Source organism: Leucobacter chromiireducens subsp. chromiireducens, from assembly GCF_016758255.1.
GTDB classification, from domain to species: Bacteria; Actinomycetota; Actinomycetes; order Actinomycetales; family Microbacteriaceae; genus Leucobacter; species Leucobacter chromiireducens.
The window spans coordinates 573,261-596,893 of sequence record NZ_QYAD01000001.1; the positions used below are offsets into that span (position 1 = coordinate 573,261).

General features: G+C 67.3%; 18 protein-coding genes. 10 read left to right on the forward strand and 8 right to left on the reverse strand.

All coding sequences use genetic code 11. The features are described from left to right. Nucleotides 1-7: 7 nt before the first annotated feature. The 4 genes from D3226_RS02625 to D3226_RS15135 all read left to right on the forward strand — a co-directional run bounded on the left by D3226_RS02625 (nt 8) and on the right by D3226_RS15135 (nt 5,196). Nucleotides 8-1,132: a heme/hemin ABC transporter substrate-binding protein gene (locus D3226_RS02625; protein ID WP_202380854.1), complete on the forward strand. Its 1,125-nt coding sequence runs from the start codon at nt 8-10 to the stop codon at nt 1,130-1,132. A gap of 150 nt (nt 1,133-1,282) precedes the next feature. Then, nucleotides 1,283-2,065, forward strand: coding sequence for a LytR C-terminal domain-containing protein (locus tag D3226_RS14995; protein WP_202380855.1), 783 nt, complete (start codon nt 1,283-1,285; stop codon nt 2,063-2,065). A 185-nt stretch (nt 2,066-2,250) separates the two neighbouring features. After that, nucleotides 2,251-3,873, forward strand: coding sequence for a chaperonin GroEL (gene groL / locus D3226_RS02635; protein ID WP_025133554.1), 1,623 nt, complete (start codon nt 2,251-2,253; stop codon nt 3,871-3,873). A gap of 837 nt (nt 3,874-4,710) precedes the next feature. Further along, nucleotides 4,711-5,196 carry an endonuclease domain-containing protein gene (locus tag D3226_RS15135; RefSeq protein WP_420029086.1) on the forward strand — a complete coding sequence of 162 codons (486 nt, stop codon included), beginning with the start codon at nt 4,711-4,713 and terminating at the stop codon, nt 5,194-5,196. Here D3226_RS15135 and D3226_RS02645 read toward each other — a convergent pair. From D3226_RS02645 to D3226_RS02665, 5 genes are all read right to left on the reverse strand, one after another. After that, nucleotides 5,193-6,833 carry an ATP-binding protein gene (locus tag D3226_RS02645; RefSeq protein WP_202380857.1) on the reverse strand — a complete coding sequence of 547 codons (1,641 nt, stop codon included), beginning with the start codon at nt 6,831-6,833 and terminating at the stop codon, nt 5,193-5,195. The genes D3226_RS15135 and D3226_RS02645 overlap by 4 nt on opposite strands. 1 nt (nt 6,834) lies before the next feature. After that, entirely contained in the window at nt 6,835-7,536 is a 702-nt protein-coding gene (locus D3226_RS02650; RefSeq protein WP_202380858.1) for a response regulator transcription factor, read from the reverse strand. 93 nt (nt 7,537-7,629) lie between these two features. Further along, the gene (locus tag D3226_RS02655) at nt 7,630-8,760 is read right to left on the reverse strand and encodes an ABC transporter substrate-binding protein (RefSeq protein ID WP_237462201.1); all 1,131 of its coding nucleotides are present in this window, start codon (nt 8,758-8,760) and stop codon (nt 7,630-7,632) included. Between the two features lie 42 nt (nt 8,761-8,802). Then, nucleotides 8,803-9,798: an agmatinase gene (gene speB, locus D3226_RS02660; protein ID WP_202380859.1), complete on the reverse strand. Its 996-nt coding sequence runs from the start codon at nt 9,796-9,798 to the stop codon at nt 8,803-8,805. Then, a complete protein-coding gene (locus D3226_RS02665) occupies nt 9,795-11,426 on the reverse strand; it encodes a 5-guanidino-2-oxopentanoate decarboxylase (protein ID WP_202380860.1) in 1,632 nt (543 codons plus the stop codon). The genes speB and D3226_RS02665 overlap by 4 nt, the downstream gene beginning before the upstream one ends. Before the next feature lie 165 nt (nt 11,427-11,591). Here D3226_RS02665 and D3226_RS02670 point away from each other — a divergent pair, with 165 nt between their 5' ends. Beyond that, entirely contained in the window at nt 11,592-12,185 is a 594-nt protein-coding gene (locus tag D3226_RS02670; RefSeq protein WP_202380861.1) for a helix-turn-helix domain-containing protein, read from the forward strand. Nucleotides 12,186-12,211: 26 nt separating this feature from the next. On the opposite strand, the gene D3226_RS02675 is transcribed toward D3226_RS02670, so the two are convergent. Genes D3226_RS02675 through D3226_RS02685 form a run of 3 tightly spaced genes read right to left on the reverse strand, consistent with a single transcriptional unit; the run spans nt 12,212 to nt 16,060 of the window. Then, nucleotides 12,212-13,855 carry a DNA repair helicase XPB gene (locus tag D3226_RS02675; protein WP_202380862.1) on the reverse strand — a complete coding sequence of 548 codons (1,644 nt, stop codon included), beginning with the start codon at nt 13,853-13,855 and terminating at the stop codon, nt 12,212-12,214. A gap of 49 nt (nt 13,856-13,904) precedes the next feature. Continuing rightward, nucleotides 13,905-15,776, reverse strand: a complete 1,872-nt coding sequence (locus D3226_RS02680) for a helicase-associated domain-containing protein (protein ID WP_202380863.1) — start codon at nt 15,774-15,776, stop codon at nt 13,905-13,907. 17 nt (nt 15,777-15,793) lie between these two features. After that, nucleotides 15,794-16,060 (reverse strand): hypothetical protein, encoded by a 267-nt coding sequence (locus D3226_RS02685; protein WP_237462203.1) that lies wholly within the window; start codon nt 16,058-16,060, stop codon nt 15,794-15,796. Between the two features lie 142 nt (nt 16,061-16,202). On the opposite strand from D3226_RS02685, the gene D3226_RS02690 reads away from it, so the two are divergent. The 5 genes from D3226_RS02690 to D3226_RS02710 all read left to right on the forward strand — a co-directional run bounded on the left by D3226_RS02690 (nt 16,203) and on the right by D3226_RS02710 (nt 23,631). Then, the gene (locus D3226_RS02690; protein ID WP_202380865.1) at nt 16,203-16,580 is read left to right on the forward strand and encodes a cold-shock protein; all 378 of its coding nucleotides are present in this window, start codon (nt 16,203-16,205) and stop codon (nt 16,578-16,580) included. Next, complete coding sequence (locus tag D3226_RS02695; RefSeq protein ID WP_237462205.1) at nt 16,573-17,280, forward strand: DUF3027 domain-containing protein; 708 nt, start codon at nt 16,573-16,575, stop codon at nt 17,278-17,280. The genes D3226_RS02690 and D3226_RS02695 overlap by 8 nt, the downstream gene beginning before the upstream one ends. A 199-nt stretch (nt 17,281-17,479) precedes the next feature. Beyond that, nucleotides 17,480-20,932: a vWA domain-containing protein gene (locus D3226_RS02700; RefSeq protein ID WP_202380867.1), complete on the forward strand. Its 3,453-nt coding sequence runs from the start codon at nt 17,480-17,482 to the stop codon at nt 20,930-20,932. A 101-nt stretch (nt 20,933-21,033) separates the two neighbouring features. Continuing rightward, a complete protein-coding gene (locus tag D3226_RS02705; RefSeq protein ID WP_202380868.1) occupies nt 21,034-22,548 on the forward strand; it encodes a SpaH/EbpB family LPXTG-anchored major pilin in 1,515 nt (504 codons plus the stop codon). 99 nt (nt 22,549-22,647) lie between these two features. Beyond that, nucleotides 22,648-23,631, forward strand: coding sequence for a class C sortase (locus D3226_RS02710; RefSeq protein WP_337248878.1), 984 nt, complete (start codon nt 22,648-22,650; stop codon nt 23,629-23,631). Nucleotides 23,632-23,633: the final 2 nt, after the last annotated feature.

Genomic DNA, 23,633 nt, shown 5'->3' on the forward strand with positions numbered 1-23,633 from the left:
GGAACCCATGCACACGAATCGTGGCGCTCGTGCCCGACGAGTCCTCACTCTGGCTGCTGTCGCTCTGCTTGGGATCGGGTTGACCGCGTGCCAGACCGGCGGCGGCTCGGATCTGCACGCGGCCGACAGTGTGGAACTGCCCCCGCTCTCCGAGCTCACTCCGGTCGCTGACCCGAGTGCGGTGGAGGGCCCCACGACGGCCGAGATTGGCGGACCGTCGATCTCGCCCCTTGAGAACCCGCCGAAGCCCGAGCTGCCGGTCACGGTGACCTCACACGACCGTTCCGGCGATACCGAGGTCACGGTCACCGACACGTCACGCGTGCTCGCGCTCTCGCTGAGCGGTTCGCTGGGCGAGCTTGTGCACTCCTACGGGCTGTCCGAGCATCTTGTCGGCCGCGACGTCTCGACGAACTTCCCGGGCGCCGAAGACATCCCGATCGTCACGAAGGATGGGCACTCGATTGACGCGGAGGGCGTGCTCTCGCTGAGCCCCACCCTCATCATCACCGACGGCAGCATCGGCCCGACGGATGTGGTGCTGCAGATGCGTGACGCCGGCATTCCTGTGGTCACCGTTGACCGCGCGGTTGATGCGGCCACCACCTACGTGACCGCACAGCAGGTCGCCGATGCGCTGGGCGTGAGCGCCGCTGCGCCGCCGCTCATCGACACGCTCAAGGCGGCGATCGCAGCGAAGGAAGCAGAGGTTGCGAAGCTGCTGCCCGAGGACCCAGAAAAGCTGCCGCGCGTGGCGTTCCTCTACGTGCGCGGTACGTCTGGCATCTACTACCTCTTTGGTGAGGGGAGTGGGGTCGACAGCATGATCCGCTCGGTCGGCGCGGTGGACGTGGCGAAAGAGATCGGGTGGAAGGGCGAGAAGCCCATGACGGACGAGGCGCTCATCGCTATTGATCCCGATGTGATTCTCGTCATGACCGCGGGACTGAAAAGCGCAGGCGGGGTCGACGGACTGCTTGAAGCGCAGCCCAGCATCGCGCTCACGACCGCGGGGAAGAACCGCCGCATCATCGACGTCGACGACACACTGCTTTTCGCGGGAGGCACCCGCATTCCCGATGTAATCGACGGGCTCGCGCGGGCGCTCTACGCGCCGGACTCGCTCCAGTAGCGCCCGAAGCCGCGCTTGAGCGGCGGTGACGCGCTTCGGGATCCCGATCGATTTCACCGTTCTGGCAGCTGACGCAATGTACTCTAGGGCTGATCACGCGACGGGCGTGTGAGGCAGACTGCCGTGACCAAGAGCTGTGAGGGGACGCACGTGGCGAAACGGACCGAAGGTGCGCGAGAGCACCGTGGGGCCCGCCAGGACTACCCTCAGGATCGCTTCGATCGGATCCAACCCAGCGGTCGCGTGGGTGCCCACCGGGTGACAGCCCGCCCGCGCTACACCTGGCAGTACCTGATCGCCGGCCTGCTCGGGTTCGCGCTGCTGACCACCGCCGGGGTTATCGCGGTGCACAGCATCGGCAACACCGGAAAGCTGCCGCTCACTGGCCGCCCGAGTGGCGGCGGATCCGTGACGCAGACGCCCGATGCCGTGCTGAATCCGGATGCGACCGTGGCCGTGCTGAACGGTACCGAGACGCAGAACCTCGCCGCCGCCCTCGATGGCATCATCACCGAGAGCAAGTGGGGCAAGATCATCTTCTCCGGAAGCGCGAGCGCGTCCGATGTGAAGATCTCCGCCGTGTTCTACTCGGATCCGGCGCAGGCCTCGGCAGCCGCGGGTCTTGCCGCCAAGCTCGGCGGGCTGTCGACCTACACGACCGAGGACTATGCGTCGTACAACGCGGACCTCATTGTGCTCATCGGAGCCGACTACGCGGGCCCCGGGCTCGACGAGGCGAAGGCGATGACCGAACAGGACGCCAAGAACACCGACGCTGAGGGCGAGCCGAGCGGTGTCGACGGGGAGAACTCCGATCCCGAGACCACGCCCGAGATTGACCCTGTGACCGGGTGGGAGATCGATCCCGCGAGCGGATTCCCGATCAACCCGGACACCGGTCTGCCGCAGGATCCTGCGACCATCGCGCCGTAAGTGCGGGTGTCAGGCGGCCTCCCTCCCTGTTCGCTGTGCGCGAGCGGCAGCGCTTGCACTCCCCCCGTGTGAGTGCCAAGATTGATTTAGCAGTCGAATCGACTGAGTGCTAAAGCTCCGCGCATCGATGCTCACCGTCGCTGTGCTGCTCACCACTACGAGAACGTCCGGGAGGGGCGAATTACATGGCAAAGATCATTGCGTTTGATGAGGAAGCACGTCGTGGGCTTGAGCGAGGCCTGAACACTCTCGCTGATGCCGTGAAGGTGACGCTTGGCCCGCGCGGCCGCAACGTCGTCCTGGAGAAGAAGTGGGGCGCGCCCACCATCACGAACGACGGCGTCTCCATCGCCAAGGAGATCGAGCTCGACGACCCCTACGAGAAGATCGGCGCTGAGCTGGTCAAGGAGGTCGCAAAGAAGACCGACGACGTCGCGGGTGACGGCACCACCACCGCAACCGTTCTCGCACAGGCGCTGGTTCGCGAGGGCCTCCGCAACGTTGCTGCCGGCAGCGACCCCATCGCGATCAAGAAGGGCATCGAGAAGGCTGTTGCCGCGATGACCGCGAAGCTTCTTGAGAACGCCAAGGAGATCGAGACCACCGACGAGATCGCGGCAACCGCGTCCATCTCGGCGGCTGACGAGCAGATCGGCAAGCTCATCGCTGAGGCGATCGACAAGGTCGGCAAGGAGGGCGTCGTCACCGTTGAGGAGTCGAACACCTTCGGCACCGAGCTCGAGCTGACCGAGGGCATGCGCTTCGACAAGGGCTACCTGTCGGCCTACTTCGTCACCGATGCAGACCGCCAGGAGGCAGTCTTCGAGGATCCCTACGTCCTCATCGTCAACGGCAAGGTCTCGAACATCAAGGACCTGCTCCCCGTTGTTGATCCCGTGATCCAGTCGGGCAAGCAGCTCCTCATCATTGCTGAGGACGTCGAGGGTGAGGCGCTCGCTACCCTCGTGCTCAACAAGATCCGTGGCATCTTCAAGTCGGCTGCCGTCAAGGCCCCCGGCTTCGGCGACCGCCGCAAGGCCATGCTGCAGGACATCGCAATCCTCACGGGTGGCCAGGTCATCTCCGAGGAGGTCGGCCTCAAGCTCGAGAACGCGACGCTCGACATGCTCGGCACCGCACGCAAGGTCATCATCACCAAGGACGAGACCACCATCGTCCAGGGTGGCGGCGAGGAAGAGGCGATCCAGGGCCGCGTGACCCAGATCCGCCGCGAGATCGAGGCGACCGACAGCGACTACGACCGCGAGAAGCTGCAGGAGCGCCTCGCGAAGCTCGCCGGTGGCGTTGCCGTCATCAAGGCTGGCGCTGCGACCGAGGTTGAGCTCAAGGAGCGCAAGCACCGCATCGAGGACGCAGTCCGCAACGCGAAGGCAGCCGTCGAGGAGGGTGTCCTCCCCGGTGGTGGCGTCGCGCTGATCCAGGCTGGCAAGGACGTCTTCGAGACGCTCGAGCTCAGCGAGAGCGAGGCTGTGGGCGCGAAGATCGTCCAGGCCGCCATTGAGGCGCCGCTGCGTCAGATCGCCCTCAACGCTGGCCTTGAGCCCGGCGTTGTGGTCGACCGCGTTGCGAACCTGCCCCTCGGCCACGGCCTGAACGCCGCGACCGGCGAGTACGGCGACCTCGCCGCTCAGGGCATCCTTGACCCGGCAAAGGTGACCCGCTCGGCGCTGCAGAACGCTGCATCGATCGCTGGTCTCTTCCTCACCACCGAGGCCGTTGTCGCCGACAAGCCCGAGCCGGCTGGCGCCGCGCCGGCCGGTGACCCGACCGGTGGCATGGACTTCTAAGTCCAGCTTTCCTGGCAGGGGCCGCACCTTCGGGTGCGGCCCCTGCTGCGTTTTGGGCGTGGGAAGCGCGGCGCACCCGCCCAGCCTCCGCGTCCTGCCTCTCCCGTGTCTCACAGCCCTCAGGAGAAATCCCAAATCTCGGAGCAAGCCTCCGCGTTGACCCCGTTGTTTCGGAATTCTCCTGCAGATGGGGCGGGGAGGGGGAATCATGATGGGAGAGGGGGCGATGAGCGGCCGTCCACAGACCTGTTTGGCGTGGATTTCTCCACCGGTCCCGATCTCACCGCGTTCCTGAGGCAGGCGCAGCGCACACTCGTCGGTATGAGATTGCACGAGACACTCCGCCGAGCAGGCGGTATTCTGCGAGCCTCCGTGCTCCACGACCTCGGACACTCCGTCCATACGCTCCGGGCGCACGTGCACGCGGGTCAGTTGGTGAGGCCACGACACGGGTGGATTGCACTGCCTAGTGCGGATCCCGATCTCGTCCACGCGGCCGTGCATGGTGTTCTGCTCAGCTGCATGACGGTGATTGAACGCGAGTCGCTCTGGGTTCCGGAGCTCCTCACGCGCCTGCACGTCGCCGCTCCAACACCGAAGTCGCACGTCCGCCCGGGAGAGCACGTGTGTCACTGGGGCGTTCCCGTCGTCCGGAGACGCCCCTTTCAGCTCATGGATCGGGTGGAAAACGCGCTGGTTCTGGCGTCCCAGTGTCAGTCTGCCGAGGCCGCGCATGCAATCTGGGAGTCGGCGCTGCGCAGTAGGGTCGTCACACGGGATGCGCTCGCACGGTTGCCACTTCGTGGCCCCGAGCGTGCCCTCCTTGCAGAGTGCACAATGTTCTCGGAGTCTGGGTATGAGAGCTACGTGCTGCGTCGCCTGCGCGCCCTACGGCTCCACGTCGTCGCCCAGGCTTGGCTGTTGGGCGCGCGCGTCGACTTTCTCGTCGAAGGATGGCTGGTGGTCCAGGTGGACGGCGGGCACCATGTGGGCAAGCAACGCGACTATGACAACGTCCTCGACACCCGTCTCGCCGCCAACGGGTATGCCACGATTCGGGTGAGCGCGCATCAGATCGAGCATGAGTGGACCGAGGTGCAAGGGCGGATCATGATGGCGATCTCGCAGGGACGTCCGGCGACGGGCGCCGCTGTGCCGGCGCGGCGTCGAAGCTCTGGTGCTCCGAGCAGGCAGGAGAAAAATGGGGGAGCGGGTGCTTCCCGCGGAGAACATCCGAGATTCGAGATTTCTCCGCGGGAAGGGGCAGTGGAGGCGGGCCGGTTCACGGCGGAGGCTGTACGGGGCGCGCTCCGGGCAGGTTAAGCCTGGGAAGTTGTCTCCGCGGGGTCCCCGCCGTTCCCACCATCCGGGTTGGACGGTGAGCTCGGTGACTGCGAAGAGCGCGGTGACTGTGTGGCCGACGCAGGGGCTGCGGGCGCTTGGTCCACGGGCGCCGGCGCAGTCTGGATAGCCGCGGTTTCACCCGTGATGGGAGCCGGGGGCGAACCGGGGAGATCGACCCGGAACGTTGCGCCACCACCCGGGGTGTCATGCACGCTCACGCGACCGTGGTGAGCCTCAACGATCGACTGGACGATCGCGAGCCCGAGGCCGGAGCCCCCAGTCTCGCGGTTTCGCGAAGAATCCGCGCGCCAGAAGCGGCCGAAGATCTTCTCACGAATTTGCTCGGGGACACCCTCGCCGTGGTCCGCGATCTCGAAGCGCGCAACCGGCTGCTCGCCCTCGGAAACCTCGGGCGTCGAGACGATGATCTCGATCGGGCTGCCCTCCGGCGTGTGCCGCATCGCGTTGCCGATGAGGTTGGTGAGGAGCTGCCGGACCTTGTGGTCGTCGCCAATCACCGACGGGTTCGATGGATCCTCGACAACCGTCACCTCACGGTCGGGCGCCTGGGCGCCCGCGTCGAGTGCGGCGTCGCGTGCCAGCTGGTTGAGCGGCAGCGAGGTGAGCGCGAGCGGGCGGCGCTCGTCAAGCCGGGCGAGCGCGAGCAGATCCTCAACGAGCGAGGTCATGCGGATCGCTTCCTTCTCGATGCGCTCCATCGCTTGTCCGACCTGCTCCTCTTCTTGCAGCGCGCCCATGCGGTACAGCTCGGCGTAACCGCGCACGGAAACGAGCGGGGTGCGAAGCTCGTGGCTGGCGTCACCGATAAAGCGGCGCATCCGCTCAATGGTGCGCGCCTGGTCTTCCAGCGAACCGTCGAGGCGGTCGAGCATGACGTTGAGCGATTCGCCGAGATGACCCACCTCGGTGTGCGGGCTCGCCACCATGATGCGCTTCGAGGTATCTCCGCGGGCAATCTCGAGCGCGGTCTGCTCCACCTCCGCGAGCGGCAGGAAAGTCGTCGTGACGAGCAGCCGCGTGAGTGCGGCCCCCAACAAGATGACCGCGATCCCGAAGCCCGAGAACACAATGACGTACCGCGCCACCACTTTGTTGATGGCCGCGGTCGACGACGCGATGAGCAGCATTCCGCTTGGCTGACCGTCAATGAGCACGGGGGCCGCCACCGCGCGCCAGTTGCTGCGATCTGGGCTGGTCATCGGGATGAACTGCCCGGGATCGGCCATCAAGGTTTCGAGCGTGAGCGGCGACAGCAGCTCGGGCACTGCAGACGACTCGCCCAGACTGTGGGTGTTGTCGTACTGCAGTGCACCGGCCGCGTCAAACAGTGCAACGTAGTACTGCTGGTTCGCGTACAGGATGTCAGCGCGACTGAGGTTCGAGGCGTTCGCCCCGGTGCCGAGCGCGGTGGTCGGGTCCTTACGGAGCTGATTCAGTGTGTTCGTCTGATCGGCGAGCAGCATCGGGCGGAGCACGGAGAGCGTCCCGACGCCGGCCACGATGAGCCCCAGGAAGAGGATGAACACCGTGACGCCGGTGATCTTCGCCCGCAGTGAGATGTCGTCCCACCGCTCAGCGAAGCTCAGGCGTGACACGCTACTTGGCTTCAGTCTTGAGCATGTACCCGAAACCGCGCTTCGTCTGGATGAGCGACTCCTCGGTCAGCGGATCGAGCTTGCGCCGCAGGTACGAGATGTACGACTCGACGATGCCGGCATCGCCGTTGAAGTCGTACTCCCACACATGATCGAGGATCTGCGCCTTCGAGAGCACGCGGTTTGCGTTCTGCATGAGGTAGCGCAGCAGCTTGAACTCCGTGGGGGAAAGCTCGACGGAAGAGCCCTCGACGGTCACCTCGTGCGTGTCCTGATCCATCGTGATCGGGCCGACCGTGAGGATCGAGTCCTCGTCCTCCTGGATGGTGCGACGCAGCACTGCCTTGATGCGGGCAATGATCTCGTCGAGGCTGAACGGCTTCGTGACGTAGTCGTCGCCGCCAACGGTGAGGCCCTCGATCTTGTCCTCAGTGTCGTCCTTCGCGGTGAGGAAGATGATGGGCGCGGTGTAGCCGGCCGAGCGCAGTCGCTTGGTCACGCTAAAGCCGTTCATATCGGGCAGCATGACGTCGAGCACGATCAGGTCGGGCTCCTCCTCAAGCACTGCCGAGATGGTCTGTGCGCCGTTTGCGACAGCGCGCACACCGAACCCTGCGAAACGGAGGCTCGTGCTGAGCAGCTCGCGAATGCTGGGCTCGTCGTCAACGATCAGAATCCGGGGTCCCTTGGGCTGTGTGTTCATGTCCCCAGTCTCTGATTGTTTGCTATGAAGTGGCTGGAAATGACTGGGCGTGTGGGAAACCCGGTTCCCACACGCCCAGCCAGCGGGTGCTCGCTACGCGCCCGTCACCCAGTTCGCCCAGGCGGTGGCCATCGCGTCGTAGTTCTCAACCCAGAAGTCGAAGTTGGGAACGTGTCCCGTCTCGAAGCGTGAGCTCGCGAGCCAGGCGGCGAGCGTATCGTCGACCTGCGGCTTCGCGTTCACGTTGACCGGCGACATCGAGTTGAGCTCGGTCATGCCCGCTTGCTGCTTCGCGCCGAGGAAGTAGTTGATCGCGGCGTGCGAGGCTGCGGGATCCTTCGCCCCCTTCGGGATGGCGGTCGAGTCGATCGCAACGAGCCATTCGTCCCAGACCGGAGCAATGGGCGCCCCCGCCTCGGCGGCGCCGTAGCCACGGCCGGACCAGACGTACCCCATCACAGCCTCGCCGCTCTCGAGCTGCTGCTGCGCCTGCGCCCCGGTCGACCACGCAATCATGTCGTCGCCCAGGCTGTCGTACTTCGCGATGGCCTGGTCGATGTGCTCAGGTTTCAGGTTGTCGAGGTCCACCCCGTCAGCGAGCAGCGGAAACTCGAGGTTCTGCGGATCAACGTAGGTTGTCTGCGGCACGGTGCGCTTGCCGGGGAACTTCTTGGTGTCGAAGAAGTCGGCGGCGCTCTTCGGCGGGTTGTCGCCGAAGACCTCGGTGTTGTACGCGATCACAAAGCCGTACATCACGTTCGGGATCATGCAGTCATCCGTAATCGTGCCCTCGGGAAGCTGCGAGGTGTCGATCAGTGAACGGTCGATCTTTTCGTAGAGCGTGCCGCAGCCGCGTGCGGTGTCGACCTGTGAGGTGTCGACGATGTCCCACGAGACGTTGCCGCCATCGACCATCGCCTTCAGCTTGCCGGCGTCGAACGCGTCCATCTGCATGACTGCGCCCGACTCTTTCGCGAAGGGCTGCCAGATCGCTTCATCCTGCCCCTCCTGGAAGATGCCGCCGGGGCCGGCGTAGGTGAGCGTGGTGCCCGCGAGAACGTCGGGCGCGATTTCGCCGACCACGGGGGTGCCGAAGTCGCGATCTTCGGCAGGAGCAGGGGTGCCTCCGGAGCAGGCCGCGAGAAGAAGCCCCGCGGCGCCGACCATCGCGACGGCGGAAATCGATCTCGGGAGTGAACGGTGAGAAGAGCGGGAGAGTGTCATCATTGATTCTTCCGTTTCGGTGGGTGGGCGCCAGCGAACTGACTACCCGAGGGTGGCGGGGGTGCGTCCCCAGAGGGACAGGAACTCGTACGCGATGTGGGCCGCGGCGAGCGAGGTGACGTCGGCGTGATCGTAGGCGGGCGCGACCTCAACCACGTCGGCGCCGACGATGTTGAGCGGTGCGAGCCCGCGAAGCAGGTAGAGGAGTTCCCGGCTGGCAAGGCCCCCGGGTTCGGGGGTGCCGGTGCCCGGGGCGAACGCGGGATCGAGCACATCAATGTCCACCGACACGTACACGGGGCGATCGCCCAGCCGGCGGGTGATCTGCTCGAGGATGCCGCCGAGCCCGGTGGTAGCGAACTCGCTCGAGTGCACGGTTTGGAACCCGACCGCGCGGTCCTCCGCGAGATCATGTGGGCCATACAGCGGGCCGCGAATGCCGACGTGCATGCACCCTTCGGGATCGAGGAGTCCTTCCTCGGCCGCGCGGCGGAAGGGCGTGCCGTGGTGCATGGCCGCGCCGAAGTACGGACCGAACGTGTCGATGTGCGCATCGAAGTGCAGCACGGAGATGGGGCCGTGGTGTCGGGCGAGCGTTTTGATCGCCGGGTATGCGACCGTGTGATCGCCGCCCAGAATGACAAGTTTTCCCGCGCGCTCGCGCGCTGCGGCAAGCCCGACGAGCATCGCCTCAACCGCGCGGTCGATGCCGAACGGCGTGACGGCAAGGTTCCCAACATCCGCCACCTGGTGCTGCGCGAAGGGGAACGCATCCAGCTCCACGTTGTAGGGACGGATCAGATGGCTCGCCCCACGAATCCCCTCGGGACCGAAACGCGCGCCCGGGCGGAAAGTGACGCCGGAGTCGAACGGAATGCCGATGACCCCGGCCTGGGCCTCGCCCACACTCGCGAGCGACGGCAGCCCCGCGAAAGTGCCGGGCCCCGCGAAGCGCGGAACCTGCGAGAAGTCCACCTGTCCAGTGATGGGCGAACCGTCGGCGCCAACGCTGGTCGTGTACGGGATGTCGAGGCTCATGCGGCCACCTCCGGGTTGAGTGAATCGGCTTCGACGCGGTGCGCGGCGGGGGCCCGCACCACGATGACGGATAGGCCGGCGTGCGCCGTGGCCGCACGCAGCTCGGCCTCCAGTTCGGCTTCGGACGTGGGGCGCGCGACATGTGCCCCAAATCCTTCTGCGATGACCCCAAGGTCGTGCGCTGTGGTGCGCACCCCGGCGGGCTGGATCTCGGCGCGGTCAAACGACACTTCGATCTCCCGATAGCCGCCGTTGTCCCAGATGGCCATCGTGACGTTCGCGCCGAGGTCGCGTGCGGTGGCGAGCTCGGGCAGGGTGAAGAGCGAGCTCCCGTCGCCGGCCAGTGCAACGACCGGGCGGTCGGGTGCCGCCACCGCCGCACCGATCGCCATGGGGAGCGCGGGGCCGAGCGTGCCGTAGCCGTACGGCGCAAGCCAGCGCCCCGGCGTATCGAGTGGGAGGAAGTGGTGCGCCTGGTACGCCACCTGGGCGGAGTCGGCGGTAAGAATCGCGTTCTCGGGCAGTGCGCGGGCAATCGCCTCGATCCACGGCGTATGCGGATCCCGCGCTCGCTCCTCGGCGAAGCCAGCGCGCGCGGCGGCTGCACGCCCGGCACCGGCCCGAGCCTGAGCGGGATCTGCGGGGGTGAGTTCCGCAAGCATCGCCGAGGCGAACTCGCCCACGCGCAGAGGAAGCGTGGGGCGGGTCTGGTCCGGATGCGTCACGTCGGGATCGATGTCCACGCGGAGCACGTCTGCCAGCCTCGGCTCTTCCGAACCCGTGAATAGCACCTCGAAGTCCGAGAGCTCGGTGCCGAGGGCGACGACGAGATCGGCGTCCGACACGAGTTCTTGTGTGAGCGGAAACGGCATGCTGATGCCGACGTTCAGCGGGTGCGCCTCGGGAAGCAACCCCTTCGCGTTGCCCGTGAGTACTACGGGCGCAGCAAGCCGCTCTGCGAGCTCGCGCACCGCCTGCCCATCGTGGCGCGCGCCACCGCCCGCGATGACCACGGGGCGCGAGGCCTGGGCGAGCACCTCACGCGCTGCCGCGAGGTCGAATTCGGGCGTGGGATCGCTGAGCGTCGCCGCGCTCGCCGCAGCGGGGCGGTGCAGCGCTCCCACCTCCTCCTCAAGTAGATCGCGCGGGATGCCGATGTAGACGGGACGTGGTCGCTCGGTCTCCCAACGGCGGAACGCCTCGTCAATGAGCTCGGGGACCCGCGCGGCGTCGGTGACGGTCTCGCTGAAGAGCGTGAATGGCCGGAGCACGGGGGCAAGGTCGGGGGTGTCGTGCAGCGTGCCGCGGTGGGCGCCGAGCTGTGCGCGTGTGACGGTCGAGCCGATGATCAGCATGGGGATCGAGTCGTGCCAGGCCTGCGCGATGGGGGTCAGCGCATTGAGCACGCCGGGCCCCGTGATCAGGTAGCAGACACCCGGCGTGCCCGTCACCCGCGTGTACGCGTCGGCCATGAAGCCGGCTCCCTGCTCGTGGCGCGGGATCGTCACCGACAGCCCGCTCTGGTCGATGTCTCGGAAGAGCTCCAGCGTGTGCACGCCGGGAATTCCGAAGATCTGTGAGACGCCGTACTCCGTCAGCAGCGCACTAATGGCCTGTCCGAGCCGCATTCGACCCATCCCCTCTGCGAACGACACTGTTCGCGATGTTTGCTCAAGCGATACTCTGTGAGGGAATACTAAACACCGGGCTCGGGTTTCGTCAACGGGAAAATCCGGGCAGGATAGACACACGGTGGGGCACACGGCCCCGCACTGCAGGAGTCGGGGAGTCCCATGACCGAACGCACCACCGCGGCGAGGCCGCCGCGGCCAGCGGCCTCGGCGCAGCTCGAACAGATCGGGTTTCGGCTGCGCGTTGCGCGGGAGGAGCGCGGCATGACGCTGAGCAGCGTGGCCGACTTCACCGGGCTGACGAAGGGCTTCATCTCGCAAGTGGAGCGAGGCCTCACCTCGGCCTCTGTCACGTCACTTGCCGCGATCTGCGACGCACTCACGATGCCCATGGGGCGGCTCTTTGACCCGCCGCAGATTTACGTGAACCGCGCGGAAGGGCGCGAGCCCGCGTTGATGATGGGCGACGGCGTTGCCGACACGGTGCTTTCGCCACCCGGTCAGAGCGACACGCAGATCATTGAGACATGGGTAGAACCCGGCGGCGGCTTCGAGCCCGAGCCATACCGCCTGCCCGTCGACCGAGAGTTCGTCGTGGTGCTCGCGGGCACACTCGAAATGCAGATCGAGGCGGAGACCTTTCTGCTCGGCGAGGGCGACGCGATGAGCTTCAACGCGCGCCACGCACACCTGTGGCGCAACCCCTCCGAGACCGAGCGAGCGCGCGTGCTCTGGGTGCTCACCGCGCAGGTGTAGCGCCGGGCGAGCGGCCGCGTGGCGCGTTAGGCCTCGGCCAGCTGCGCCTCATCCATGATCGTGTACGCGTAGCCCTGCTCCGCAAGAAAGCGCTGGCGGTTCTGCGCGAAGTCCTGATCCACGGTGTCGCGAGTGATGAGCGTGTAGAACGACGCGGTGGCACCGTTCGACTTCGGCCGCAGCAGACGACCGAGACGCTGGGCCTCCTCCTGGCGGGAGCCGAACGAGCCCGAGATCTGGATCGCCACGGACGCATCCGGGAGATCTACGGAGAAGTTCGCCACCTTCGACACCACGAGGATCTTCACGGCGCCCGTGCGGAACAGGCCGAACAGCTCCTCGCGCTCGTCGACGGGGGTCTGCCCGGTAATGAGCGGGGCGTTCAATGCCTCCGCCATCGACTCCAACTGGTCGATGTACTGCCCGATGACGAGGATGCTCTCGCCGGGGTGGTTCGCGATGATGCGCTGCGCCACACGCTCCTTCACAGGCGTGCTTGACGCGATGCGGTAGCGATCCTGATCCTCCGCGATCGCGTACTCCATGCGCTCCGCCTCACCGAGATCGACGCGTACCTCGAAGCATGCGGCGGGGGCAATAAAGCCCTGCGCCTCGATGTCCTTCCACGCCGCGTCGTACCGCTTCGGGCCGATGAGGCTAAACACGTCGCCCTCGCGGCCGTCCTCGCGCACGAGCGTCGCGGTGAGCCCGAGTCGGCGGCGCGCCTGCAGGTCAGCGGTGAGCTTGAACACGGGGGCGGGGAGCAAGTGCACCTCGTCGTAGACGATCACGCCCCAATCCTGCGCATCGAGCAGCGAGAGGTGGGCGTACTCGCCCTTCCGCTTGCTCGTGAGGATCTGGTACGTGGCGATGGTGATGGGCTTGATCTCCTTGACCTGGCCCGAGTACTCGCCAATCTCGTCCTCAGTGAGCGAGGTACGTCGCAGCAGCTCGTCGCGCCACTGCCGGGCAGACACCGCATTCGTGACGAGGATCAGCGCTTTCGCGCCGACCGCAGCCATCGAGGCGGCGCCCACAATCGTCTTGCCCGCGCCACATGGCAGCACGACCACACCGGAGCCGCCCTTCTGGAACGCCTCGACGGCCTTCGCCTGGTAATCGCGCAGCTCCCAATCACCCTCGGCGAGCGCGATGTCGTAGGGGTCACCCGGCGTGTAGCCGGCGAGATCCTCGGCAGGCCAGCCGCGCGCCACGAGCTGCTGCTTCAGCTCGCCCCGGGCCCACGGCTCGACAGGGTACGTGCGGTCGTCGAGCTTGTTGCCGAGCAGCGGCGCAATCTTCTTTGCGCTCGTGACCTCCCGCAGCACCGCGGGATCCTCCGAGCGCAGCACCAGCGCGCCCTCGTCGTCGCGCTCAATGGTCAGCCGACCGTAGCGCCGCATGGTGTCGGAGATCTCGCTCGCCACCCCGCTCGGCACGGGGAACTTCGCGTGCCGGTTCAGCGTGTCGAGAATCTCTTCGGTGGTGTGACCTGCGGCGCGCGCGTTCCACAGCCCGAGCCGCGTCACGCGGTAGGTGTGGATGTGCTCGGGAGCGCGTTCAAGCTCCGCGAACACGGCGAGCTCGTGCCGCGCATCCTCGGCGTCGGGGTGCGCAACTTCGAGGAGGACAGTGTGGTCGCTCTGCACGATAAGTGGGCCGAGAGTCATAAGGATCTATTCTACCCGCGTTGCTCGTGAAGGCGGTGGGGAGGCTCGGCTAGACGGCCTCGACAGCGGTGATCATGCTGACGGGCAGTGTGCGCTCAACCCCCGCGATCTGGTCGGTGGCGCGGAGCCTGCCGCCGGACACCGAGACGGGGAGGAGCGTGAACTCGTGGGTCTGCCCGCGTGCCTCTGCGGTGACCCGAACCGCTCGCTTGTCGCGCATGGCCAGCTCGAGCCGACGCGTGAACTCGCTGGCGCCGGGCTCGGCGCGGGCCGCGGTGTGCACTCGGTCAACGAGGGCCGTGAGCGCCTCGGTGAGCGGAGCAACCGCTTCCTCGCTCGCGGCGATGGGCGCGGTTTCCGAGGTAGGCAGCGCGATCGCTTCGGTGCCCGTGCCACCGCTGGCCGTGGCGGCCGGTGTTGCCGAGACGAGGGCCGAGCTCGGCTGATAGCGCGCGTCGGCGAGTGCCGAGAGCACGTGTTCCGGCCGCAGTCGCGAGAACAACTGGGCAGCGCCGTCGGCGGTTGGGAGGCCACGCATCAGCTGCAGGTGCTGCAGCGCGCGGTCGACGAGCAGCGTCTCCGCGAGCTCGGGTCGCGCCACCGCGAGCCGAGTTCGGCCCTCGTCGCCGTGGTGATCGTGGACGATGAGGTCTCCGACGCGCTCGGCCCGATGCGTGAGCAGGTATTCGAGCGGCTGCGGTACCCCGGTGAGCGAGAGCCGCGACACCACCGCGCGCACATCCTCCGGGGTGATGCCCTGCTCGAGTGCTTCGCCGAGACTGGTGTCCGAGATACGCCGAGTGGATGCGACGCCGATTTGCTCAGGTGCCGAGAACGCCGCGAGCAGCGCTTCGTCACGCGGGGAGAGCGGGCCGGGGATCACGACGCTCAGATCGGGCTGCACATAGACGCCGGGAGCGGTGTCGGGGGTGTCCTGCGCGATCAACTCAGCCGCTGCCGCGTGGTCGCCCGCGAGCAGTGCCAGCGCTGGCGCCGAGAGCGCGCCGTGCACGGTGCAGCCGACGTGTTCGGCGACCTCGGTGTAGTTCTTGGCCGCCGTGCGCTCCGCCGCAGGCAGAAGCGGGAAGCGGTGCGAGATCCGGGTGTGGGCACCCGTGAGCGAGCCGGGCGTCTCCGCGAGCGTGCGACGCAGCGCCGGCGGCATCCCGGCGAGGAGCGCCTCGGCGAGCTGCTGCCAGCGCGCGCGGTGATCCCGATCGAGCCACTCCGGGGCCGCGGCGGCCGCAACGAGGAGCTGCGCGTCCGTGTGCGCGGCGGTGAGCCCTGCGGTGGCGAGGGCGCTGAGCACGTGTGTGACCACGGACACATCGATTCCGGTGGCTTCTGCGAGCTGTCGCACAGATGCCACTGCGACGGTGCCGTTGCGATTGAGCTTCGCGGGGCGCGCAGTGAGCGCGCGGAGCGCCTCGGCCGACTGACCCACCGCGGTGAGCGCGGGGGAGTACCAGGTTGCGGTGCTCGCGCTGGGCTCGGCCGAAGACGCAGCTGCTGACCCAGCCGCAGTCACGCCCACGGCCGCCGTCTCTGTCTCCGGGGCGGTCAGCTCGGCCGCCGTGACTCCGGCCTCCGCGAGGGCCGACACCAGTGCATCCGTCACCTCGGGAATGGCAACGGGTGCGCCCTGCTGCAGCCCGGTAAGCCCCAGCGCGGTGAGGTCGGACAGCGCGGTGGGGGAGAGCGCTTCGGGATCCCGATCGAGATGCAGCAGCGTCGCAAGATCCGCGCGCTCGAGATGCAGGATCGAGCGCAGGATCGAATCCGCGCGCAAGAGCTCAGCGGCGAGCCCGATCGGATCGGTGATCCCGGCGGCCGCGTACGGGCGCCGCGCCGCAACGAGTGCGTGCAGGGCGTCGCGATCCATCTCCGCGAGGGCGGAGGCGAGCGCGAGGGTGCCACTCATGAGGCGCGAGTCCGGTCTCAGCCCTGGGCGTTCCGGCGGAACTCGCGGCGGCGGCGAGCCTGGCTGACGATCAGCAGCACAACCAGCAGGACGAAACCGATCGGCAGTGCGATGAGCGAAATGCCGTACACGATGGGCCACAGCCCCTCGGCCATCGCCTCGCGGTTGTTCAGGCCGACGATCAGCGTCGCGAAGAATGAGAGCAACGCGGCTGCAATGATCGTCAGCGAGCTGTACGCAAGAATCCGCTCGAGAATCGACGGGGTGCTGGGTTCAGTGGACATCCGCACCATTTTACCGCGTTCAACCTCATCGTGGGGAAGAAGCTGGGGCGGTAGACTTGCGTGGATATGCGGGCGCGCACCGCCCAGCACGTGTGTGCGGGGGCGGGGAACGAGCGCCCGCCGAGACGGAAAGGAACGAGGCATGCCGAACGGCAAGGTCAGGTTCTACGACGAAGACAAGGGCTTCGGGTTCATCCAGGGCGAGGATGGCGCGCAGGTGTACCTGCACGCGTCCGTGCTGCCCGCTGGCGTCGAGGTGCAGCAGGGCACCCGCGTGGAGTACAGCGTTGCTGATGGGCGGCGCGGGCCGCAGGCACTGTCGGTGCGCGTGCTCGATACCCCCAAGCTTGCGAAGCGCAACCGGAAGTCGGCTGACGAGATGGCGATCATCATCGAGGACCTCGTGAAGCTGCTTGACGGCCTGGGCGGACGACTGAAGAACGGGCAGTACCCGGAGCGCGCTCAGTCGCGTCAGGTCGCCACCATGCTGCGTCGCGTTGCGGATGACTTCGATGTCTGAGGCCGGGGCAGCGCCGGTGAGCGCAGAGGTTGAGGCCCCGGTCGAGGTCGTCGCTGATCCCGTGCTGCTTGGATCGCGTGAGCAGGCGCGTGCCGCACTGCTCGAGATCACCGATGCGGCGACGATCGGCGCGGATGAGGGGTACGAGGCGCATGAGGCGCACGTGCTCACCCTGTTCTTCGAGTGCCGCCTGCCCGGGTACCCCGGGTGGCGCTGGGCTGCGACCCTGGCGCGGGTGGACGAGGAAGCGCCGGTGACGGTTCTTGAGGTCGAGCTGCTCCCCGGCGCCGGTGCCGTCGTGGCGCCCGAGTGGGTGCCCTGGTCGGAGCGTCTGGCGCAGTATCGCGAGACGCAGGCGCGTCAGGCCGCGGAGGAGGCTGCCGCTGCGGAAGCGGCCGCTGATGAGCTGCGCGACGAAGACGAGATCGCGGGCGACGAGGACCTGCTCGAGAACGACTTCAGCGATTTTGACGACGATCTTGACGGTGCGGACATCGACGATCTCGACGGTGGCGATTCGAGTGCCGATTCGGGCGACGCGGACGACGACGATGACGATGACGATGAGGATCGGGCTGACGAGTCCGACGACACCGAACTCTTTGCGGACGATGAGTCGGATGACGATGACGCGGACGACGACGAGTCGGATGGTGACGATGATCATGACGATGACGAGCGGGCGGACCGCTCGTACTGAGCAGCCCCACCGCTGAGCGCGGCGGCCCGGAATTCCGGGCCGCCGCGCTCTTTTTTGTCGCCCGAAACGCAAAATACGTAATTTTCCCGGATCCCCTGTTTCTCGACTTTCCTTAACGTTTCCCGTGGGTGGGGACTCGCAATGCGATCGCTGTGATCGCTTGCGCACTCAGCACTGTCTGAGGGGGAAAGGGAAAACGATGGGGTACACGGACCTGCACCGCGCAGGGCGCCGGGGGGCGCACCGCGCGACGCGCACGTCGAATCGACGACGCCAGCGCACGACGCTGCTCGCGTCCGCGGCGGCGCTCGCAACGGCGCTGCTTGGAGCAGCACCAGCGCTCGCCAATGAGGGGAGCGCAAATCAGGTGTCCGCGGCCGCTCCTGTCCTGCGGTGGCAGGCCGTCGACGCGGCACAGCAGCCGGTGACTGGTGCGACCTTCGAGGTGCAGCGCGCAGACGCACGCGACGGTGACATCGTCGCCAGCGTGGTCGATAACACCGGGCAGGCTGACTACACGGGCCTCGATCGGGATCCCGCCCCGGGCGTCTTTTCGCTCGGCGAACTGCGCGACGCGAAGGATTCCTCCCGCACGGAGAGTCTTGCCGCCGGTGACGCGCTGCTCGTGCGTCTCGCGCCAGGAGGCGCAGATGAGCCCGCCGGTGCGTGGGAAGAGGTGACCGCGGGCAGCGCCGATGCCGCCACGGAGCCCGTTCCCGTGCAGGCGGTGCGCGTGGATCCCGCGACGCCGGCCCAGCCGGCCACCCCTGAGGCGCCCACCACCCCTGATGGGGAGGCAACGACTGCTCCCGAGGCAACGCAGCCGAAGACAACGAAGGCCGCGCCGAAGGACGCAGCCGCGGCGTTGACGCCGCTGGCCGCTGGTCCGGACGCTCCCGGTGTGAGCGCGCCGTACGTGTACTGGCGTGCGGTGGATCCGTCGGGTGCACCGCTCGCAGGTGCCACCTTCGAGTTGCAGGGGCCGCGGCAGAGCAATAACAACTGGACGAGCACCTACACGATCACCGATTGCACCTCGGCGCCCTGCACGGGGCTCGACCGGGATCCCGATGCGGGTGAGTTCCAGGTGAAGTTCCTGACGCCCGCGACGAACCCCACAAGCACGTCCGTGTCGACGAGCTCGGTGTATCGCGTTCGGCAGACCGCCGCTCCCGCTGGCTACTCAATAGCTTCAACCGCGTGGCAGGAGATCCCGCGATCCGGCAACACCGGGAACTGGGGCGGCCAGACCTTCAACTTTGGCGATTTCACCAGCACCCCGATCCCCCCGGCAAAGATCATCGTGTCGGTGGGTGGTGACCGCACCAGCACGGGTGGTGTCTCGAAGCTTGCTGGAGTGACTCTGATGCTGAACACCGGCAACACGAGCCCGAGCGGTACTCGCCCTGACGGGGTGAGCGGATCCGGTGCGGGCTGGGCACGCTGCGTCTCCGACGCAAACGGTGAGTGCACGTTCGACGTGCCGAACACCCAAAGCGGTGGCGCCAATCGCGATCAGCGCTACTGGGTGGTGCAGCCGAGTACCGGCGCGCCAACCGGCTGGTTCACGAACGCGTCACTCGGCACGGGAAGCAACGGTGCAGCGACACTCAACAGCTACGTCTTCCGGACCGGCAGCAACCTGCGCTCCGGCAGCAGCTACCTCTCCACGAGCGACTTCATGTACAATTCGGCAATCGCGTCCAGCAACAACTACACCGAAAATGCCTCGGCTGGCGTATGGCAGAACTCCCGGACGAACCCGGCACTCACGCAGAGCTGTGGCATTGACGTTGCGCTAATCATGGACTTCTCCGGCTCGGTGGAGGGCTCCGTGCCCGCGCTGAAGTCGGCAGCCGGTGCGTTCGCGGACGCGCTCGTGGGCACGCCCTCGCGAATGTCCCTGTTCTCCTTCTCGACGAGTTCCCCGGCCGAGACGGCCAGCTCAAACTACCCGGCGCTGACCTCGGTGGCCACGCAGAGCCAGGCCGATGCGTTCAAGGCTCGGTGGAGCAGCTGGGGCGCCAACGGCGGCACGAACTGGGAGCAGGCTCTCGTCGCAGCGTCTGATGCACGCGCAAGCAACCCATACGACGTCGCCATTGTGATCACCGACGGCCAGCCCACCTTCTGGGGCTCGAACGCATCGGGGCCTGGTGATTACACCCGCATGGTCGAGCTTGAGAAGGGCATCTTTGCGGCGAACGCGCTCAAAGCACAGAACACCCGCGTGATCGCGTTCGGTGTGGGCGCCGGCGTCTCAGGGAGTGCAAACGCAGCGAACCTGGCTGCGATCTCGGGCAAGACCGTGAACAGCGACTACTACCAGACGAGCAACTATCAGACCGCGGGGAACACGCTGCGGGCGCTCGCACAGGGCGCGTGCAAGGGGCAGCTCACCGTCACGAAGATGATTGTGCCGAACACCACACCCGCGGGGCAGATCACGGGAGCGACCCCGGCGCCCGCTGGCTGGAACTTCGCAGTGTCGGATCCGGCCCAGGGCGTTACCCTGCCGAACCCAGCAACGCGAGTGACCGAAGACGATGGCACGGGCACCGTGGCATTCCCGCTCACCTACGGGACCGGCGTCACGAGTGGTGCGGTGACGATTGCGGAGACGCAGCAGCCGGGCTATCAGATCGTTCCGGTCAACGGGAAGAACGCCGTCTGCACGAACCTGGTGACGAAGCAGCCGGTCACCCCCATCAGCGATGTGACGAACGGCGTGCGAGTGGCTGTGCCGCAGAACGAGACCGTCAACTGCACCGTGTACAACCGGGCTCCCGACCAGTCGGCCACTGTGCAAGTGGACAAGGTGTGGCGCGTGCTTGATGAGAACGGCACGGAGACGGGCCGTTACCGGATCCCGGGCGATGAGGGATCGCTGCCCCAGGGACTCGGCGCTCAGCTCACGCTGACCGGACCGGCCAGCGCCGGGGCGACCCCGCAGCAGTGGGGGACCCCGCGCTCAGGCTACGCCGCGAACAACACCGTGACGCTGGCGGAGACCACCACGATCGACGCCGCGAAGTTGCCCGGCTGCACGGTCACTTCGCAGCAGCTCACCAAGCGCGGCTCGGTCGCGGTGACCGAGTCGGTGCCAGCTCAAGCGACGCTGACCCCAGGCGCGAACACGTTCGAGATGACCAACACGGTGACGTGCACCTCGAAGCTCACGCTCCTGAAAGAGGTAAGCGGGGGCACCGCGAGCCCCGCGGGCTGGGACCTCACGGCAGCCCCGCAGGGCGGTGGCCAGGCGAAGACCGTCTCGGGCGCAAACACGCGCTCCGCGGTGAACACCTTCGCGGTGACCCCGGCGAAGCAGTACGCGCTCTCTGAGGCACTGCACGATCCGGCCACCCCGCTCGCGTACCTCCTCGACCGCGTCGAGCGCTGCGTCCCCGACACCACCGCACCCGGTGGGTGCGACTGGACCCAAGTGGATGAGAGCGCTCCCGTCTCGGTGGGGATTGGACAGCACGAGGTCTACCGCTTCGTGAACGTCTCCGCCCCCGCGCTTGAGGTCCCGCTGACCGGAGGTGTGAGCTCTGACGCGCTCAACATCGCCGGCGCAGGCCTCGCCGCCCTCGCACTGCTCGTCGGATCGCTCAGTTGGGCACACCGCCGACGCAGGGAAGCCCGCGCATAGTGCGCGGCACACAGACCAGGGCGCGGCCAGAACTGGCCCCGCCCAGCAGGGCCCGCACCGCAGGCCCACATGAAATGAACCACCCAGGAAGGACACCCACCATGAGTCAGAACGGACGCGGGGGAACCCCGAAACGAGCGCTTGCTGCGCTCGCCGTATCCGCTATCGCGCTGCTCGGCGCGGTCGGCGCAACCACGCCCGCGTTCGCTGCCCCGGAGCTCGGTGGCATCGACCCGAACGCGAGCGGCTCGATCATCGTGCACAAGCACGAGCACCAGACGGGCACCACGCCCGTGACGAAGAACCCGGACGGCTCGGGCGCTGACATTCCCACGCCCGGAATCAAGGACGTCACCTTCACGGCGTACCCGCTGCTGAAGGGCGGCGCCGCGATCGACCTGAACGATCCCGCCGCGTGGGATCAGCTTGCCGACCTCACCGCCGGTGCCGACTGCACGGCGCCGAGCGGCTACGAGCTGGGTACCCCACTCGCTCCCGCGGTCACCGGGGCCGACGGCACCGCGACGATCCCCACCGACGTGGGCGTCTACGTGGTGTGTGAGACGGATGCTCCCGCGCAGGTCGTTGACCGCGCCGCTCCGTTCATCGTCACCGTGCCGTATCCCTTCGAGGGCACCTGGCTCACTGACGTGCACGTGTACCCAAAGAACGGCGTCACGAGCGTCTCGAAGACGATCAACGCTCAGCAGGGCCTTGGCCTCGGCAGCACGGTCGAGTTCCCCGTGACCGTGAAGGTGCCCGCGCTCGCCGCAGGCCGCACGTTCGCGAGCTTCGATATCGCGGATACGCTCGACGCACGACTCACCCCGTCTCCCGCCGCGAACGGTATCGGCGTGGGCATCAAGAGCATCACCGTTGACGGCACCCCGGTGACCGCGGCGAACTTCGGAATTGCCGCCTCCGGCCAGACCGTGACGCTCTCCTTCACCTCGGCGCCCGGCCTCGACTACCTCCGGAGCCTCGCGGGCAAGGAGATCGTGGTGACGTTCCAGGCAACGGTGACCACGCTCGGTACCGGCGTGATTGAGAACACCGCGTTCGACTCCGTGAACGGCAAGAAGTACACCACCAACAAGGTGACCACGAACTGGGGCGACGTTGTCGTCAAGAAGGTGGACGCGAAGAGCAAGGCGACGCTCGCCGGCGCCAAGTTCGAGGTATACGCGGCAAGCGATCCCTACGCGGCTGACTGCACGAACGCGACCCCCACCGGTTCGGCCCTGCAGGTGAGCGGCGCGAGCGAGTTCACGACGGGCAGCACCGGCCAGGTGACCGTGCCTGGCCTCTTCGTGAGCGACAGCGAGAACGACACGAAGAACGCTGCGCAGCGCTGCTACGTGCTCAAGGAGACCGCGGCTCCCGCGGGCTACGTCACCCCGACCGGCGCTGCTGCGCTCTTCCCCGTGGCAGTGAAGACCGGTGCAACCGCCGGTGTTGACGTGACCGTTGAGAACGTGCAGCAGAAGGTTCCGGGTCTGCCGCTCACCGGCTCGGCCGGCGCGCTGATGCTCTCGGTCGCGGGCGGAGCACTGCTCATCGCCGCGGCTGGCACCGGGCTGATCGTCTCGCGCCGTCGCACGGCACGCGCCGAGTAACACCCCTTCCGGGGCTCGGCTGCGGCTGAGCCCCGGTCCCTGACCGGGCCGGCGGGGGATTTCCCCATCTCCCGCCGGCCCCTCTGAGAAGGAGCCCTTGTGTCGCAGCAGACCCTCGCCGAGGACCACACCACAGCTTCCTCGGCTGACACGGGGTCGTCGACCGGCCCTTCTCCCCACCCACCGGGCTCGGTCCGCCGCTGGCGGAGACCGAGCCCGGTGGTCCTCTTCGTTGCGCTGCTCGCGCTTGCCGGCATCGCGCTGATCCAGGCACCGAGCATCGCAACCTGGTACTCGCAACTCGAGTACTCGCGCGAGATCGTGGGCCTCAACCGCGACACTGGCGCGGGGGACGTCACCACGCGTGCGGCCGAGCTCGCCGCGGCGCGTAGCTACAACGAGGGACTGACTGGCGCGGCGGTGGTCGCCGCGGGGCAGCGGATCCCCCAAGCCGTTTCAGACACCGATGGTGCAGACTACGACGGGCTACTCGCGAGCGACGCGTCGGGACTCATGGCGCGGATCAAGATCCCCAAGATCGACGTTGATCTTCCGATCTACCACGGCACCAGTGATGACGTGCTCCAGCAGGGCGTTGGGCACCTCGAAGGCACCGCGCTTCCTGTCGGCGGCCCCACCACGCACACCGTGCTCACGGGCCACCGCGGGCTCGCGAAGGCAGAGCTGTTCAACAACCTTGACCAGTTGACGCCGGGCGACACGTTCACGATCGAGGTGTGGGGCGAGGTACTGACCTACCGCGTTGCCGAGACAAAGGTCGTGCAGCCCGATGAAACCGAATCGCTCTACCCAGTATTTGGCAAGGACCTCGCGACCCTGATCACGTGCACCCCGCTCGGGATCAACACGCACCGCATCCTCGTCACCGGGGAGCGCGTCACGCCCACCCCGCAGCGTGATCTTGACGCGGCAGGGGCCGAGCCCACGATCCCCGGCTTCCCCTGGTGGGCCGTCTGGTCGGCCGCTGGGGTGCTGGGCGTCGCCGGATATGTCACGGCAACATGCCGCGTGCGCGGCACCGCTGCTCTGAAGAACAGCCATGCCGCGCACGCGCGGGTGTAGTG